The sequence below is a fragment of the Pseudotenacibaculum haliotis genome (genome assembly GCF_042684245.1).
GTDB classification, from domain to species: Bacteria; Bacteroidota; Bacteroidia; order Flavobacteriales; family Flavobacteriaceae; genus Polaribacter; species Polaribacter haliotis_A.
Genome location: NZ_JBHULH010000001.1, coordinates 935,494 through 953,438 on the forward strand (window position 1 = coordinate 935,494; position 17,945 = coordinate 953,438).

General features: G+C 35.4%; 16 protein-coding genes. 7 read left to right on the forward strand and 9 right to left on the reverse strand.

Annotated elements, in window-relative coordinates:
* Nucleotides 1-39: 39 nt before the first annotated feature.
* The 6 genes from ACFSRZ_RS04505 to ACFSRZ_RS04530 all read left to right on the forward strand — a co-directional run bounded on the left by ACFSRZ_RS04505 (nt 40) and on the right by ACFSRZ_RS04530 (nt 3,499).
* Nucleotides 40-945, forward strand: coding sequence for an HU domain-containing protein (locus tag ACFSRZ_RS04505; protein ID WP_379665326.1), 906 nt, complete (start codon nt 40-42; stop codon nt 943-945).
* Between the two features lie 73 nt (nt 946-1,018).
* Nucleotides 1,019-1,528 (forward strand): acyl-CoA thioesterase, encoded by a 510-nt coding sequence (locus tag ACFSRZ_RS04510; RefSeq protein ID WP_379665327.1) that lies wholly within the window; start codon nt 1,019-1,021, stop codon nt 1,526-1,528.
* A 6-nt stretch (nt 1,529-1,534) separates the two neighbouring features.
* Nucleotides 1,535-2,359 carry an endonuclease/exonuclease/phosphatase family protein gene (locus ACFSRZ_RS04515; protein ID WP_379665328.1) on the forward strand — a complete coding sequence of 275 codons (825 nt, stop codon included), beginning with the start codon at nt 1,535-1,537 and terminating at the stop codon, nt 2,357-2,359.
* 12 nt (nt 2,360-2,371) lie between these two features.
* Nucleotides 2,372-2,575 carry a hypothetical protein gene (locus ACFSRZ_RS04520; RefSeq protein ID WP_379665329.1) on the forward strand — a complete coding sequence of 68 codons (204 nt, stop codon included), beginning with the start codon at nt 2,372-2,374 and terminating at the stop codon, nt 2,573-2,575.
* A 61-nt stretch (nt 2,576-2,636) separates the two neighbouring features.
* Complete coding sequence (locus ACFSRZ_RS04525) at nt 2,637-3,008, forward strand: VOC family protein (RefSeq protein WP_379665330.1); 372 nt, start codon at nt 2,637-2,639, stop codon at nt 3,006-3,008.
* Entirely contained in the window at nt 3,005-3,499 is a 495-nt protein-coding gene (locus ACFSRZ_RS04530) for a hypothetical protein (protein WP_379665331.1), read from the forward strand. Before ACFSRZ_RS04525 ends, ACFSRZ_RS04530 begins: the two co-directional genes overlap by 4 nt.
* On the opposite strand, the gene ACFSRZ_RS04535 is transcribed toward ACFSRZ_RS04530, so the two are convergent.
* From ACFSRZ_RS04535 to ACFSRZ_RS04575, 9 genes are all read right to left on the reverse strand, one after another.
* A complete protein-coding gene (locus tag ACFSRZ_RS04535) occupies nt 3,500-4,885 on the reverse strand; it encodes an ankyrin repeat domain-containing protein (RefSeq protein WP_379665332.1) in 1,386 nt (461 codons plus the stop codon).
* A 6-nt stretch (nt 4,886-4,891) separates the two neighbouring features.
* The gene (locus ACFSRZ_RS04540) at nt 4,892-5,338 is read right to left on the reverse strand and encodes an energy transducer TonB (protein WP_379665333.1); all 447 of its coding nucleotides are present in this window, start codon (nt 5,336-5,338) and stop codon (nt 4,892-4,894) included.
* Nucleotides 5,331-6,512, reverse strand: a complete 1,182-nt coding sequence (locus ACFSRZ_RS04545; protein WP_379665334.1) for a M56 family metallopeptidase — start codon at nt 6,510-6,512, stop codon at nt 5,331-5,333. The genes ACFSRZ_RS04540 and ACFSRZ_RS04545 overlap by 8 nt, the downstream gene beginning before the upstream one ends.
* Entirely contained in the window at nt 6,512-6,892 is a 381-nt protein-coding gene (locus tag ACFSRZ_RS04550; protein ID WP_379665335.1) for a BlaI/MecI/CopY family transcriptional regulator, read from the reverse strand. The genes ACFSRZ_RS04545 and ACFSRZ_RS04550 overlap by 1 nt, the downstream gene beginning before the upstream one ends.
* Before the next feature lie 115 nt (nt 6,893-7,007).
* Nucleotides 7,008-8,222, reverse strand: coding sequence for a murein hydrolase activator EnvC family protein (locus ACFSRZ_RS04555; RefSeq protein WP_379665336.1), 1,215 nt, complete (start codon nt 8,220-8,222; stop codon nt 7,008-7,010).
* Nucleotides 8,222-9,004 carry a DUF4292 domain-containing protein gene (locus tag ACFSRZ_RS04560; RefSeq protein WP_379665337.1) on the reverse strand — a complete coding sequence of 261 codons (783 nt, stop codon included), beginning with the start codon at nt 9,002-9,004 and terminating at the stop codon, nt 8,222-8,224. Before ACFSRZ_RS04560 ends, ACFSRZ_RS04555 begins: the two co-directional genes overlap by 1 nt.
* On the reverse strand, nt 9,005-9,952 hold the full coding sequence (locus ACFSRZ_RS04565) for a tetratricopeptide repeat protein (RefSeq protein WP_379665338.1): 948 nt from the start codon (nt 9,950-9,952) through the stop codon (nt 9,005-9,007).
* 13 nt (nt 9,953-9,965) lie between these two features.
* On the reverse strand, nt 9,966-10,982 hold the full coding sequence (locus ACFSRZ_RS04570; protein ID WP_379665339.1) for a sugar phosphate nucleotidyltransferase: 1,017 nt from the start codon (nt 10,980-10,982) through the stop codon (nt 9,966-9,968).
* 73 nt (nt 10,983-11,055) lie between these two features.
* Nucleotides 11,056-12,723 carry an ABC transporter ATP-binding protein gene (locus ACFSRZ_RS04575; RefSeq protein ID WP_379665340.1) on the reverse strand — a complete coding sequence of 556 codons (1,668 nt, stop codon included), beginning with the start codon at nt 12,721-12,723 and terminating at the stop codon, nt 11,056-11,058.
* A gap of 320 nt (nt 12,724-13,043) precedes the next feature.
* Here ACFSRZ_RS04575 and ACFSRZ_RS04580 point away from each other — a divergent pair, with 320 nt between their 5' ends.
* Entirely contained in the window at nt 13,044-17,705 is a 4,662-nt protein-coding gene (locus ACFSRZ_RS04580) for a fibronectin type III domain-containing protein (RefSeq protein ID WP_379665341.1), read from the forward strand.
* The last annotated feature ends 240 nt before the right edge of the window (nt 17,706-17,945 follow it).

The window sequence follows — 17,945 nt, forward strand, 5'->3', positions numbered from 1 at the left end:
TTTAAACCTTCATTTGTTAAAATTTCTATCTTTGTTTTGATGGCATTAACAACATACATAAAGGACTTATTATATAGATACGATTGTGTGATCGTTCCTGATTTTGGAGGTTTTATTACAAATAAGATCAGCGCTCAAATTGATGCACAAAGTCACACGTTTCATCCACCATCTAAACAGTTAGGATTTAATCATCACCTAACACATAATGATGGGCTATTGGCCAATTATGTAGCTTCTGCAGAAAACATTTCTTTTGAAAAAGCCAATCAAAAGATTGTTGAGATCGTGAGTAAATGGAATCACCAAGTTAAAACCGAAACTTTGGTTTTAGATAAAGTAGGTTCTCTTCATTTAAATCAAGACAATCAATTGGTTTTTGAGCCAAATACTGAGGTTAATTACTTGATGTCATCTTTCGGTTTATCTTCTGTAACTTCTAGTTCTATTGAAAGACCTATTGAAAAGGTTGTTTCTTTGGTTCCTGCTACTCAGGAAAGAAAAGGAGTTCCTGCATTTATCAAATATGCTGCAACTGCAGCTATTGCTTTAACTCTAGGATACGGAGGTTGGACAGGTTACCAAAACAAACAAGATCAGTTGGAATTTGCTAAACAAAAAACAGAAATGGATCAAAAGATTCAATCTGCCACTTTTGTCATCAATAATCCACTACCAACGGTTGAGTTAAACGTAACCAAAGAATTACCAAAACCTTACCATGTTGTAGCCGGTGCTTTCTATTTTAAAGAGAACGCACAAAAAAGAGTAAATCAACTTAAATCAAAAGGTTACAATGCTTACATTTTAGGTAAGAACAAAAGTGACCTTATTCAAGTTGCCTATGAATCTTTCTATAAGGTTTCTGATGCCTACCAAAGTCTAGCTGAGATTAGAAAAGCAGATTCTAAAGATGCTTGGTTGTTGATAAAGAAATTCGACTAAAAAATTCCTGATTTTCTCTATTTTTCGTGATTCGCTCTAAAAAGCGTTGTCTATCTTTGTAAAAAATTTACAAATGAGAGCTAAGACACCTAGTGAATCGTTAACTGTACTTACAGATATTGTACTACCGGGAGAAACTAATTATTTAGATAATTTATTTGGTGGAGAATTGTTGGCAAGAATGGATCGTGCTTGTAGTATTGCTGCACGTCGTCATTCCAGAAGAATTGTAGTAACAGCTTCTGTAAATCATGTGGCTTTTGAAAAATCAGTTCCTGTAGGAAGTGTGGTAACTATAGAAGCCAAAGTATCTCGCGCATTCAAATCTTCTATGGAGATTTATGTGGATGTTTGGATAGAAGACAGGCAATCTGGATCTAAAACCAAAGTAAATGAAGGAATCTACACTTTTGTAGCGGTAGATGAGACAGGAAAACCTGTTGAAATTCCTCAAATTGCTCCTGAAACTGATCTAGAAAAGACACGTTATGACGGTGCATTAAGAAGAAAACAATTGAGTTTGGTCTTGGCCGGAAAAATGAAGCCGGATGACGCAACTGAGCTGAAGGCCTTATTCACCTAATATCGTATGAAAAAAATTGCTGTTCTTCTTGTTGTGATCTTCACTTTTATGGGATGTAGTAAACACACTACGTCTTTTATGTCTTTTAATATTAGATATGACAACAAAAATGATCAGGAGAACTGGTGGGGTCATCGCAAAGGAGATGTGGTTGCACAAATTAAAGATTACGATCCTGATTTTTTAGGAATTCAAGAAGGTTTACACCATCAAGTTGAATATCTTTCTAAACAGCTTTCTTCTTATCAATTTGTTGGTAAGGGGAGAGATGATGGGAAGCAAAAAGGAGAATATTCGGCAATCTTTTACAAAGATCAAAAGTTTACGCTTTTAAAAACTGCTACTTTTTGGCTTTCTACAACAACAGATACTGTTTCTGTAGGTTGGGATGCTGCTTTGCCTAGAATTGCAACTTATGGTCAGTTTGAAAACAAGAGATCTGGAGAGCATATTTACGTATTCAATACTCATTTTGACCATTTAGGAAAAGTAGCCAGAAAGAAGTCTGCAGAACTCATCCTTCAAAAAATAAAAGAGTTTGGCTTGGAGCATAAGAAAGTTGTTGTAATGGGTGATTTGAATGCTGTTCCCGGTGAAGATCCTATAGAAGTGTTTAGGAAAGAGATGTACGATGGATTCTCTTTTTCATCATTTTCAGGCCCCAAAGGCACTTTTAATGCTTTTAAAAAAGATGAAATCTCTGACAAAAGAATAGATTATATCTTTACTAAGAATTTAGAGCAAAAAACATATAAACACATAGACACAAAACGCCCTAACGGTTTGTGGGTATCTGACCATTTGGCTGTGTATGTTGAAGCTTTCTTTTAATTCTGAAATCAGATGAAGGTTGTTATTATTCTTTTGATCATTGGTATTGCGCTTCTTCTTATTGGATTTGTAATATATACCGCTGCTCAAAAAAAGAAGAAAAAGAAGGAAAGTGAGTTGGCTATTTTTCATCATCCCAGCAATTTTAAAAAACATCCTGTAGAATGGGTTCAACATTCTAAAAAAGAGGGTGACTCAAAGGTCAAGAAATTATAACCTCTGCTTTTTCAAATCGTTACCCCTAATTTTATATCTTTAATTCAAATAAAATGTAACGATGAAACTAGGAGCTTTTTCAATTAGCTTGAGTGTAAAGGACATTCATGCTTCCAAAAAATTTTACGAGACTTTAGGTTTTGCTGTTTTTGCAGGTGATATAGAACGTAATTACCTAATTATGAAAAACGGAAATGCCTTGGTAGGTTTATTTCAAGGGATGTTTGAAAAGAACATCCTAACTTTTAATCCCGGTTGGGATGAAAGCGCCAATAAACTCGATTCTTTTAATGATGTCAGAGAGATTCAACAGCATTTAAAGCAGCATAACATCAAGTTAGAAAGTGAAGCTGATGAAAGTACCACAGGGCCGGCCAGTGTAATCTTGGTAGATCCGGACGGAAATCCTGTTCTTATAGATCAACATGTATGAGAAAACTAACACTTGTCCTTTTTTTATTTATTGGATTTTCTCTTTTTTCTCAAGAGAAAAGTGATGCTGTTACCAAACACTTCGATCAATACTTAACAAACAAATCTATATTTGAAATGATTGAAAAGTCATTTCCTACTCTAGAAGAATGTCAGCAAGTATTTATAGGAGATCATGCCAAAGTTTATTTGAATGGAATTCAAGAAGTGAAAAAAGTCATCCAAAACATTTTATCTAATCCTGACTCAGAGACTTTAGTAAAAAGTAGTTACGAAAAGTTTTCATCCAATGATGCAAAGTCAGAAGATGGTAAAGGCTCTTTTGGAATGAACAGAATAAAAGATGTGTTACAACCCGACATTACTTACTACTTGATCAGTTACAAAACATCGGATGGTTCTGATTCAAAGTTTAGCCCTTTTAAGTTTTTTGTAAAGCTTAATGGGAAGTGGTTGTTCTTCCCAAAGCCTACAATTGTCTTTGGCAAATAACTATTTATCATTTCTTAAATTCTGTATGATCTCTGAACTTATCCAGTAGATATCTGAACTTCCCATAACATTACTTGTAAAGAAGAAGTATTTTCCATCAGGGGATAACGAAGGTGCATAATCTGCTGTTTTTGAGTTGATGGTCTCTCCCATATTCTTAGCCTCTGTCCAAGTACCGTCTTCTTTTTTAAAACATATATATAAGTCGGCGCCACCAAAACCTCCTTCTCTTCTGGATGAGAAAATCAAAAAGCTTTCGTCCGGCGAGATCAACGGATCGTAATTATAGGCATTTTCTCCGTTGACATTCTTTCCGTATGCTATAGGTTTTTGATATACTCCATCTTTTAAGGTTGAATATACAATCTTAGCTTCTCTTCCAATACTTGGTGAAAAAACCAACATTCCTTTATTAGATACCGATGGAAACCAATCGTTTTTTGGCGAATTGACTTCATTCCCCAAATGAATAGGTTTCCCCCAAGAGTTTCCTTTTCTCTCCATCATCCAAATATCTGCATTTTGAATAGTATCAGTCTCTCTTACCTTTTTATTGGAGCAATAGAATAATTTCTTACCATCTTGAGTTATAAAGGAATCAAACTCTTTTGTATCTCCGAAAATATCTAATCGCTTAGGTTTTGTCCAAACACCATTTTTTATCTTACTCACCATAATAGCTTCTGTTCGGATTTTTCTTAGCGATGCTGTAAAATAAAGCTCTCTCTCATTAGGATGAAAAACAGCTGTGTGAATATAGTTTTCTGTTGAAACAAAATTAGGAGCAAACATTATAGGCTTTAATTTTGGCTCCTTCTGACCTAGATACTTTCCTTTCAGTGTAAATTTTCGCAATTTCTTCTTATCTGCTCCTTTGTAAAGCAAAAACTCGGTAATAGAATCGAACTCTTCTCTTACAGCTATTTCCAAAGCGGTATTCCCTCTGTTATTTATAGCATCAACATCTGTTTTGTTATCGATCAGTTTTTTGACCAGTGATAGATTTCCTCTAATAACTGCCAACTGCAATGGTGAGTTTCCAAAGATGTCTGTAACGTTCACATTTACTTGATGAGCTAACAAGGTATCTATATACTTTTCATTTTGAGATTGGGTAGCAAAAAGAATGGGCAGCAAACCTCCTTTGTCTCCAATGTTTACATCTGCTCCTTTGGCTATTAAGTAATAGAATGCTTTCTCTCCGTTTCTACAGCCAGTTGCATACAGCAAAGGTGTTCTTCCATTCTCATCTAGAACATTTACATCTTTGCCTGCTAATAATGAATCGAGTCTTTTAACGTCTCCATTACAAGCCGATCTATGGATACTTTGAGCATTTAAAATTCCATACCCAATAAAAAGAGCGACAACAAAAATATGTTTCATGAGTAATTAGATTAGCATAAATTCAACTGAGGTAGTTACAGTTGAACTTACTGGTTTTCCGTTCTTTTTTGCAGGTTGAAAATTGAGTTTTTCAACACTTTTAATCAAGCTCTCCAAAACAGGAAAATTCAAAGGCAATACTTCTTTATCTGCTAACCTCTTTCTGGCTACAGCAATTTCAGCTGCTTTAATTTCTTCATCAACGATTACTTCTACTTGATTGACTTTCCCTTTTTTGTCAACCTCAAAACTTACCTTTACAATTCCCGCTCTGTTGAATTTCATTTCCTCCGGAGGATATTCTACATAGTGCGCAATGGCCCAAGCCATATCTTTTTCTCCTTGATAAACAGCTTCTGTAATTACCTCTTCTTTAGGTTGTTTCTTCTCGCAGCTTACAAATACCGTAAGAAAAAAAACGAAAAGTATTATTGATAAATTCTTTCTATTCATCTTTTTTCAATTCAATTATCACAACACCATTCTTTCCTTCTTTTCCATATTTTCTTATAGCTGACTCTCCTTTTAATACAAAAACGGACTTGAGTTGATCCTTTTTCAAACTCTGCATAAAAGAAGGGCTTATTTTCTCTTCTTTTTTCCCTTTTTTTAGAATAAACAAGGGGGTTACTCCAGTAGTATTTGCATTTCCTCTTATTCTAAATTGTAGTTTTTCATTTTCTATTTGATCTCTTAAATTACCGGGAAGCGTATCTAGAGATTGTTTGCTTTTCAGTGCTTTGATCTCAAGAGATAAATTGTTATTCGCTTCTAAAAAACCGCTGGTCACAAGAATAATTCCCATAATCGGCAAGAGCATTAGTGCTTTTATATAGCTTCTTTTGGTCTTTATCTTTTCTTTATTCATCATGTGCAATCGCTTTTTCAAATTAACCTTACTACTAAAGTTGCTTCCTAAGTTTAAAGAGACTCCGGTTCTTGTTTGAAATAGCAGGTACTGATAATCCAACACATCAAATCCTTTCTTTAGAACCTCTTCATCTGCCATGTATTCATGTTCTGTTTTTATATCTCGTTGAAATAACCAAACTACAGGATTGAACCAGTATAAAATGGTTAAAAGCTCTAACAATACAGTGTCTATTGAGTGGTATTGATGTTTGTGGTATTGTTCGTGAACAATCAAAGCTTTCATAGCTTCTTCATGAAACTCTTGCTTTCCGATAAACAGAATGTTGAAGAAGGTAAAAGGAGCAATATTCTTATCTACTTTTGCAACTGTAAATCCCCATTTCTTGATCTTATCTGAACTTACATACCATTTTACAATTGTAGCTACCCCAGTAAGTGAACGAAGAGCAAAAACAGACATTCCAATGAAATACAAGACTAAATAAATATTTGTCATGTTGTCTGTAATGATCTTGGATAAGCCTTCTTGTATTCCTTCAGATCCTTGCATAAAAACCACATTCATCATCTGAGGATATGTGTCCGGAACCATTAGCCCTCCTAATGGGATAAACAGAAAACCGCAAGCAAAAAGAATACAAATAAGAGCTATAATTCTTTTCAATTGATGATGCGGATCGTTCTTAAAGAATATTCTATATATACTATATAAGATTACCAAGCAGATGCTAGATCGTATTAAGTAAGCTTCCATTATTTTTTGTTTTTGGTCTCTATTTTATTCTTAAAGTATTCGATCAATTCTTCCATTTCCTGAGTGGTCATCTCATCATCACTACTTAGTTCTGAGACCAAGTTTTTATAAGAATTCGAAAAATAGTTTTTTACAAAAGATCTCATAAACCCTTTTGTGTACTCACTTTTTTCTACAACAGGGTAATATTCATAAGAATTGGCCACCGGGCTTCTACCTACAAATCCTTTTTTTTCTAAAATTTTAATGATGGTTGCTACTGTTGTATAAGCTGGTTTTGGGTCGTCATATTTTGCTACTACATCTCTGATCAATCCTCGCTTGACAGACCATAAGATCTTCATCACTTTTTCTTCTGCTTTGGTAAGTTCTAAACTCATATTTTCTATATTACTTTGTAAATCTACTAAATTTTTAGTAGCTATACTAAGTTTTTAGTAGACTTTAACATTTAAAGCTATAATTGTCAATAGGTTATTGTAAAAGAAAGGTGATCTATCTTCTCAAGATCCAACTCGTTGGATTTAGACGTGTAGTATTTTTTGACAAGACAAAAATGAGCTTGGTCTTTCCGGTAATTCTATCGGTAAAAATTTTCCCTAAGGCCTGTCCTGTTTTTACTTTATCTCCGGTTTCTACATATACATTTTCTAAGTTGTTGTATACAGAGATGTAATTTCCATGACGTACCAATATCGATTTCTTCCCTTCTGATTGAACTTGAATTGCCAATACTTCTCCATTAAAAATAGACTCGGCATTCGTTCCTTTTTCTGTAGTAATATGAATTCCTGTACTGTTTATATAGTTTCCTTTGTATACAGGATGTGGTTGTCTACCAAATCTTCTGGTAATTAAACCGCTTTCTACCGGCCAAGGTAATTTTCCTTTGTTTTGCTCAAAACGTGTAGCTAAAGCTTTAGCTTCCGGTGTTAACGCAAATCCTTTTGATGCTTTTACACCTTTTTTGGCATTTGCTTTTGCAATTGCATCTCTAATCAACTTATCAATTCTATCAGCAATCTTTTTTTCTTCGTTTTGCTTCTTTTTTAGCTCTCGCTTGTATTTTCTTTCTCTTTTTTTGATTTGAGAAATCAATTTTTCCTGATCTTTTTTATCGGTCTCAATCTTTAACTTTTCATCCTCTTGACTGGCCAACAAAGTGTCTTTTAATTGTCGTTGAAACATTAATGAATCGTTCAACTGCTCTACCAATTTTGTTTGTACCACAACTTCTTCACCTTGCTTCTTTCTGAAAGCAGCATACTGGTTCATATACTTTACTCGTTTGTAAGCCTGGTAAAAGTTCTTTGAAGATAAAAGGAACAAAGTTCTGTTTTGTCGAGATCTGCTCTTGTAAGATTTATAGATCATTTCTGCATAATCTTTTTTGATCTTTGTCAGCTTTTCTTCTAGCTTTTTGATCTCTTTTTCATTCACATCAATCTCATTGGACAAAGCTTTGGCTTCTAAATTGATCGTATTGATCAATCTTTCTCTAACATCAATCTTTTGGTTGATGTCTTTTAGATCTTCCAATGCATTTTTCTCTTTTTTTTGAGTATCAAAAAGGAGTTTGTTTACTTTTTTGATGTCTTTTTGAAGTCTTTTTCTATCCGCCTCTAATTGCTTCCTTGTTTTTTGAGCAGATAGGGGAATTGCTAAAAAGAGTAGCAGTAAAAAAGATATGTAACGATGCTTGTACAACATTAAATCTCAATACGTTTGTATCCGGATGGAATTCGGTAATGTAATTTCACCGGTTTGTTCAAAGTTAATGATCTATATGTTAAATCTATCCATGTATATCTATCTTCTCCTTCTGTAGCATTAATCATCATTTTCACAGGAATATATTCTCCTTCTAATTTAGAATAAGCTTTATAATCTATTCGCAGGGTTTGATCTTTCTTAGAGTTCTCTAAGAACATTTGATCCAACTTAAAATGATTTGGATTGATCTTAAAGAATACATCAAACAGTTTTGCTTGTGTCTTAGGCGTTAATCTATAGGAATTGTCAACAACCTCAGTGCTGAATCTTTTTCCTTTCATTTCAAAAATGCTCTTTCCTACCAACAAGTCTTGTAGTTGCGAAAACGTAACTTGTACTCCCAACATCTTTTCCAACAAAGAGAAATCTCCTTCAAAATATTCTTTTGATAAAGGTGAATAATAACTAAAAGAATCTGGAGTAATCTTTACCTTAAAGGCTGTTACTACTTTGGTTCCTTTCATCCAGATCACAGAATCTTTTTTCATTCTTAAACGAACAGTAAACTCATGTCGTTTTCTCTGATCTCCTCTGTTGTTAGTATATCTTACTTTGATCTTAGAATCCAAAGTATTGGCTAAAAAAGCATTTTCAAGGTGTTTCTTAACAATCTTTCTCGAAGGAATACTCTTTACGTTTGCTGTTTCTACAACTACTTGCTTTGTTTTACAAGCTGTAAAGAACAGTGATAGGATCAATATATATTTTAAAAGTCTCATTTAACTGTTTTTCAGTTTTTTTGCTTTGTCTCTGTATTCTTGTGCTTTTGTTGCATTTCCTAATCCGTCATAAGCTTTAGCCATGGTTTCATAGAAATTAGCTTCTAAGCGCGCATTATCTATTACAAAATCGATACCACTTTCTAGCATGGTAATAGCTTGCTGATGCTTGCCTTGCATTTGCAAAGATTTTCCTCTTACAAGATAGGCATAAGGTTGAGCCGGAAATAGTTCAACTGCCTGTTGACTGTATTTATGAAATAACTTTTGGTCTTTTGTCTGAGAAGCGTCTAACAATCTCTTTAACGCTGAAAAAGAGGTTGAATTGTTCTCAAAATTAGCTATCAAACTTTGAAGATCTTCTTTCTTTTCTCCATTTACTACAACACCTTTTCTAAGTTCCAGGCTTGCTTTCATTCGCTTCAAGTTTCTAGACAATCCTTCTCCTTTTTCCAAATCATTCATCAAAGCAAGTGCCTTATCATAATCTCTATTTAAATAATAGAGTCTTACCAACTCTCCTTTCTTTTTAGAGTTTACTTTAATGATCTCCAACTGAACATCAATTGCTTCTTTAAAGTTTCTCTCTTTTTTATGAATTGTGACCAGATGGGTTAACATCCACTCATTCTTCGGGTCTTGAAGCAATGCTCTTTTGATATACTCTTTGGCTTCTTCGTACTTATTAAGCAAAAAATAGTTTTTTGAGAACTCGAAATACACAGAAACATCTTTAGGTAAGATCTCGTTACAAGTTTCTAAGTTCTCAATAGCTTTTTGGTAATTCTTGATTGATTTTTCGGAAAGTGCTTTAAAGAAGAACTGTTGAAATTTAAGCTGCTTTTCTTCTTCTAAATCTTCAGGTGCAGCAATACTGTCCTGACCAAAAGAACAAAAAGGATTGTACAACAGTCCTAATAAAACGACAAGTGCAATCCTTTTTATCATATGTTTTAACTATTTATACCAACTCGGTGTAATCTCCTATACTCACTGAGGTAAAATTCCCGTTGTACTTTGCATGATTTCCAATCATTGCATTATCCAATTGAGCATTTGAGATATGTGCATTTGTTTGGATCAGAGAATTTGTGATCTCAGAATCTTCAACAATGCTATTCTCTCCGATGGAAACATAAGGTCCTACTTGAGAGTTCTTTATCACTACATTCTTTCCTATATAACAAGGTTGAATGATTTGTGAATCTATAAGATGAACGTCTTCAGACACTAAATTATTTCCTGCTTCTTGCTCAAATTCAAGAATTGTTTTGTTTGTATCTACTGTAGGGTCCTTTTTTCCACAATCCATCCAAACATCAACTTTACCTGGTACAAATTTAGCACCTTGTTCTTTAAGAGTTTCTAAAACTTCTGTTAATTGAAACTCTCCGGAAGGTCTAATATCGTTATCTATTAAGTATTGAATCTCTTTTTTAAGCTTATCGCCATCTTTGAAATAGTAAATTCCAATGATAGCAAGGTCAGATACAAACTCTTTAGGTTTCTCTACAAAATCTGTGATATATCCGTCTTTCATCTTTACAACTCCAAAAGCGCTAGGATCTTCTACCTGCTTTACCCAAATGGCTCCATCTGCCTGAGCATCTAAGGTAAAGTCTGCTTTGAAAAGTGTATCTGCAAAGGCTACAACACAAGGTCCTGATAAAGAATCTTTTGCACATTGAATGGCATGCGCGGTTCCTAATGCCTCTTCTTGGACATATACAGAACCTTTCGCTCCTAATTCATTAGCAATTGCTATTAATTGTTGTCTAGTATTTGACGGAAACCCTTTTGTTGCCGGGCCAATAATAAAGGATATTTCTTCTATTTTCTGATTGACTACACCTGCAATATCTTCAACCAGTCTTTGTACAATTGGCTTACCTGCAATGACTGTTAGAGGTTTTGGAATTGTTAGGGTATGTGGTCTTAATCTCGACCCAATTCCAGCCATTGGAACAATAATCTTCATGTATTCTTTTTTGGTATTCTTTTGATTCGCAATATACCATTAATTGGGCGATTGCAAAAAGGTATAACACCTTTTATATCCCTTTTGGGATTGCTTTAATTAAGTTTCTTGTATACTCAGTCTGAGGTTTCTCATAAACTTCATCTGCATCACCTATTTCTTCTATCCTTCCTTTATTCATAACCACTAGTTGATCCGACATATACTTAACAACAGAAAGATCATGAGAAATGAAAATATAAGAAAAATTAAACTCGACCTTTAACGTGTTTAGCAAATTTAGAACTTGAGCTTGTACAGATACATCTAATGCCGAAACAGATTCATCACAAATAATCAATTTGGGTTGCAATGCTATTGTTCGAGCTATTCCAATTCGCTGTCTTTGTCCACCCGAAAACTCATGTGGATATCTGTCAAAATGCTCTTTCTCCAACCCTACTTTTTCCAACAACTCAAGCACATAGGCTTTTCTTTCTTTTTGGCTTGAGAATATTTGATGAACTTTCATTGGTTCAAGAATTGCCCTTCCGACAGGTATTCTTGGATTGAGAGACGAAAATGGGTCTTGAAAAATGATTTGCACTTCTTTTCTTAACTGCTTAAGCTCCTTTCCTTTCAAAAAGGTAATATCTCTTCCTTTATACAGAATTTGCCCGGAAGTAACATCTTCTAAATGAAGTATGGACCTTCCTAAGGTTGTTTTTCCACATCCCGATTCTCCAACCAGCCCCAAAGTTTCGCCTTCGTATACCTTAAAAGAAACCTTATCTACAGCTTTTGTCACCTCCTTTTTTCCAAACAATACTTTGTTGAAAAAGTGTTTTTTAAGGTCTATTACTTCTAAAAGAGGTTCTTTTTTATACAGCTGATTATGAAACTCATTTCTTTCTTCTCTTGAATAGATTGCTCGATCAACCGAATCACTCATAAAATCTTCTACTGTTGGCAATCGTTTATATCGGTCACTTAACCCAGGTTTTGAGGCTATCAGCGCTTTTGTATATTCTTTTTCCGCATTTAAAAAGACGTGTTCTGTTGTTCCACTTTCAACCAGCTCTCCATTTCTCATCACAAACACCTGATCTGCAATTTCTGACACCAATGAAAGATCATGAGAAATGAACAAAATGCTCATTGCATTCTCTTTTTGCAAATCTTTTAACAAGAAGATAATTTCCTTTTGTACTGTTACATCCAAAGCTGTTGTAGGTTCATCTGCAATAAGTACATCCGGCTTACAAGCCAAAGCCATTGCGATCATAACTCGCTGTTTTTGACCACCGCTTATTTGATGAGGATATGACGTAAAAATAGAAGCAGGTCTTGGGAGTTTTACTTTTTCGAAAAGTGAGATCACTTCATCATATATCTCACTCTTATTCATTTTTGTATGCAACCCTAATATTTCAGTAACCTGTTTACCACAGGTCATTGTTGGGTTTAATGAACTCATGGGTTCTTGAAAGATCATTCCAATCTTAGCTCCTCTAACTCTCTGGAACTCTTTTTCTGATAGCGTTAATAAATCTTGTTGCTGATACCAGATTTCTCCTTCAACTTTTAGAGGTTTTGGAAGCAATCCCATAATTGCCAATGAGGTTAATGATTTACCGCTACCGGATTCTCCTACAACTCCTACGATCTCATTCTCTTTTAGTTCAAGAGAAACTCCTTTGACAATTTTCTTTTCTTCTTTCCCTTGAAAAAAGGATATCTGTAAGTTATTAATCTTAAGCATACTCGAGAGTAAAAATACTTTTTATTTTCTACATCCCCTTTTTAGGGGATACTTAATTTCACCATTTTCAGGTATTGCGTTATTTTCATCATTTACATACATTTGAAGCGAATTTTATATTCTTTTAAGATATTTTAACATTTTAAACGTAAATACTAACTCTTTTTATTAAAGAATACACAAAACTAACCTAAACCTCAAATTTTATGACTTAACTCTACCCTCTCCCTCAACAACTTGAACTAAGTTGATGTTTTTACTCCCCTCCCCCTTAGTTCACAACGAAAATTTTTATTCAACTAACTTAAATCAATTTTATTATGAACCGACGTAAAGTTAGATTCATAATAGGTGGTATTGCCGTTGTTGCATTAGCATCTATTGTCACTACGAGAGTGATTGACAAATATGAATCTCAAAAAATTGCTGAAAAAAGGAAAATTCATAGTGAATACATGAAAAATAGTCCCTTCAAAGAGTCTTTGAAGTGGAGCAAGAAGGAAAGAAAGCTTAAAGGACTGCCTCCCAATAAGTACTTTGAGCAAATGTGGGAACTCACTATTAATCCTGCTACCGGAAAATTGAGTGACGGAAATATCACCTTATTAAGAGAAAGACTTCTACAAGACAGATTAAATGGTCGTAACCCAGGGCACTCTTCTAATGCATGGGAAGAAAGAGGTCCTAATAATGTTGGTGGTAGAACCAGGGCTATGTTGTTTGATCCAAATGACAGCAATAACAATACTGTTTATGCAGGAGGTGTTAGTGGTGGGCTTTGGAAAAATACAAATATTACTAGCAGCTCTTCTCAGTGGACAAGAGTTACTGGTGTTCCAGGAAACCTTTCTGTAACTTCTATTACCGTAGATCCTAATAACTCTAATGTTTGGTATGCAGGTACAGGGGAGCAGTATACCGCCGGAGATGTAGTTGGTACCGGAGTGTACAAAACTACCGATGGAGGTACTACTTGGACATCTGTAAACATCCCTGCAGCCGGAGACGCTACATTTGAATTTAGTGCTACTAACTTATTCTTATCAGGTATCTTTTATGTAAACGACGTAATTGCTTGGAATAATAACGGAAATACTGAAATCTTTGTAGGTGTTGGTGCTCATGTTTATGGAGATGCCGGCAACCCAAATAACTGGCTTGGCCTTCAAACTGCCGGAATCTACCGTTCTACTGATGATGGGGCTTCTTGGTCTAGAATTGAGTCTTCTAACATGAGTAATGTTCAAAGTGGAAAAACCTACTATTACATTCCGAATGATTTTGAAATCGGGGCCGACAATAAATTATGGTTAGGTACTATTAACAACGGATTTGGTGTTGGTGGTGGTAGAGTGTATAGCACAACCAATGGTAGCACTTGGACAGAAGCAGGAGCTTCTCCTTTGACAGATTCTAACAGAGTAGAATTGGAACCTTCTGCTTCTAATGCAGATAAAATATATGCATTAACTCAAGGATCTTCTTCTCCTGTTCATATTTATGAAACCACCAATGGATTTGCCAGTATTACCTCAAAATCATTACCAAATGATGCAGACACAGGAATTCCTTCTAATGACTTCTGTCGTGGGCAGGCTTTTTATGATCTAATGATTGAAGCAGACCCAAACAACGATAATATTCTTTATGTTGGAGGAATCGATTTGTTCCGTTCTTCTAATGGAGGAAGCTCTTGGGGACAGATCTCAAAGTGGTCAAACAACAACAATTTAGCAGGATTAAGCTGTTCATTGGTTCATGCCGATCAACATGCGATGACTTTCCGTCCAGGAAATTCTAATCAAGCAATTTTTGGAACAGACGGTGGTATCTATTATGCTTCTAGTTTGTCTACAGCTCAAAACTCTAATGTAATTGGAGCTAGAAATAATAACTATAACGTAACACAATTCGTAAAAGCCGGTATCGGGCCAGACGGATCGGGAGACACAAATGGTATTTTCTCTGCCGGAGCTCAAGATAATGGTACACAAGCTTTCAGAGATGGGAACACATCTCCTGGAATTAACTCTTCTGAGGAGTTAAGTGATGGTGACGGATTCTATACTTTTATTGATAAAGATGGACAGTATGCTATTGCAACCTTTGTAAACAATGTTATTTACAGATTTAGCTTACCATGGAATGGACTAGGAAGAAGACAAGGTGGAGCCACTACACTATCTAGTAGCCAAACTACAGGAGATTTTGTAAACCAAATGGATTATGACAGTGACGCCAACAGATTATTAACCAACAACTCTTCAGGGTCTAGTTATTCTATTAGAAGTATCAATGTAGCTGCTAATAGTAGTGGTACTTTTACTAACGCAGCGTTAAATGCTAAACCAACTGCTTTTAGAGCCTCTCCTTTTGCCAGCAATACTTGGTATGTAGGTATGGCTAACGGAGGAATGGTGCGTTTAACTAGCGTAAGCAACAACAGTGCTACATTTACAACCATTAACACTCCATTCGTAGGATCTGTTTCTTCGGTTCGTTATGGAGAGACTGCCAATGATCTGATCGTAACTATCCACAACTATGGAGTAACTAGCGTATGGTACTCTTCAAATGGAGGTTCGACATGGTCGAATAAAGAAGGTGATTTACCTGACATTCCAGTAAGAGACGTATTACAAAACCCATTAAATAGAAACGAAGCGATCTTAGCTACTCAATTAGGAGTTTGGGCTACTGAAAACTTTAATGATGCTAGTCCAAATTGGACTCAATCCTACAATGGAATGAGCGATGTAAGTGTTACTGCTTTTGATTACTGGGCTGTAAATGGTGATGACAATAACAATCAAATTATTGCTTCTACTTATGGTAGAGGAGTTTTCACCGGGCAATTTACCGCTACTAGTACTCCAGATACAGAAGCTCCAACTGCACCAAGTAGTTTAGCTGCTTCAAATATTACTGAAAACACAATTGATCTTAACTGGACCGCATCTACAGATAATGTTGGCGTAACAGGATATGATGTATACAGAAACGGAAGTCTAATTGGAAATTCAACAAACACTAGCTACCAAGCTACTGGATTAACTGCAAATACTAGTTATAGTTTCTATGTAATTGCAAAAGACGCTGCAGGAAACAGTTCAGCACAAAGTAACACCGTTAATGCTACGACTGCTGCTCCTGATACTACTGCTCCTTCTGCACCAACAGGTTTAGCTAGTTCAAATGTTACTGATTCTAGTGTAGATCTTAACTGGAACGCTTCTACAGACAATGTAGCGGTTACCGGATATGATGTATATCAAGGAGGGTCGAATATTGCTAGTGTAACCGGAACAAGTTACCAAGCTACAGGGCTTTCTGCCAATACTGCTTATACATTTACAGTAAGAGCTAAAGATGCTGCCGGAAATGTTTCTGGCGATAGTAATACTGTTAATGTTACTACTGATTCTACTCCTATTACTTATTGTTCTTCACAAAGTACCAATACTAATGACGAGTATATCAGCAGAGTTCAATTAAATACAATTGATAATACGTCTGGAGCTCAATTCTATTCAGATTTTACAGGAATCTCCACTTCTTTAACCAAAGGAAATCAGTATACAATTACGATTACTCCAACATGGACAGGTCAAGTATATTCTGAAGGATATTCTGTTTGGATCGATTATAATAAAAATGGTGACTTTACAGATGCAGGAGAACAAGTATTCACACAATCTGCTACGCAAACCACGCCTGTATCAGGAAGCTTTACTATACCTGCCGGCGCAACGGAAACAACAACCAGAATGCGTGTTTCTATGAGCTATAATGCAATTCCTTCTTCTTGCGGAAACTTTACCTATGGTGAAGTAGAAGATTATACAGTTGTAATTGCTGCTGCCGGACCTGACACTGAAGCTCCAAGCAATCCTACAGGATTGACTGCGAGTAATACTACAGAAACTACTACCGATCTATCTTGGACTGCTTCTACAGATAATGTTGGAGTTACTGGATATGATGTGTACCAAGGAGGAACCAATATCGCAAGTGTAACCGGAACTAGCTACCAAGCAACCGGACTTACTGCGAGTACTTCTTATTCATTTACGGTAAGAGCTAAAGATGCTGCCGGAAATGTTTCCGGTGATAGTAATACTGCCAATGTAACAACACTTGCAACACCTACGTGTTCTGACGGAATTCAGAATGGTGATGAAACCGGTGTAGATTGTGGTGGATCTTCTTGTGCTCCATGTGCAGTAAGTGACACTATTTTAAATCAAAGTTACTTTGAGTCTGGCTGGGATGGCTGGGTAGATGGTGGAAGTGATGCTTTCCGCTATTCAGGAAGTCGTTCTTATGAAGGTAGTTACTCTATCAGAATTAGAGATAATTCAGGAGTTCCTAGTTCTATGACTTTAAACAATATTGATGCTAGTCCTTATGATCAAATCGAAGTAAACTTCTTCTTCTACGTATATAGTATGGAAAACGGAGAAGACTTCTGGTTGCGTTTCTACAACGGATCTAGTTGGACTACAGTTGCCACTTGGGTTAGAGGTTCTGGTATTGAGAACAATAATTTCTATGAAGCAACAATCACATTAGATGCAAGTCAATACAACTTTGCTGTGAACTCAGGATTCCGTTTCCAATGTGACGCTTCTGCGAATGCAGATCATATTTATATTGACCAAGTTACCATAACAGGTAAAGTTGGAAGCTCTTCTAGAGTAGACACAACTGAGCTGTTAGGAGTAAACACAAGTCAATCTGGAAATAGTAATGTAAGCGATGACTTAATTGTATATCCAAACCCAGTTGCAAACATTTTACACGTAAATCCACAATACAATGTAAACTCTTCTTATAGAATAGTTGACTTGAACGGAAAACAAATTATGGCAGGTAGAATGTTGAACAACTCTATAAATGTTAGTACTCTTAAATCCGGAATCTACTTAATCGAGCTTTCAGACGAAGAAGAAACATTCACTCAGAAATTTATTAAACAATAGTTAACTTCATTGTTGTTAGATAATTAGAGCCTGATTCATTTCAGGCTCTTTTTTTGACTCACCCTTTTTGGGGAGGCTGAAATTTCCCTAAATCACGGTATTGACTAGGATTGCTTATCTGATTACTTTTACATTGTTATTGTTCTTTTTATACATGTTATTAAGTTTTTAATTAAGAAGCCTACCCCCTTTCTTAATTAATTATTCGAAAACCCAAATCACCCGATTTGGGTTTTTCTA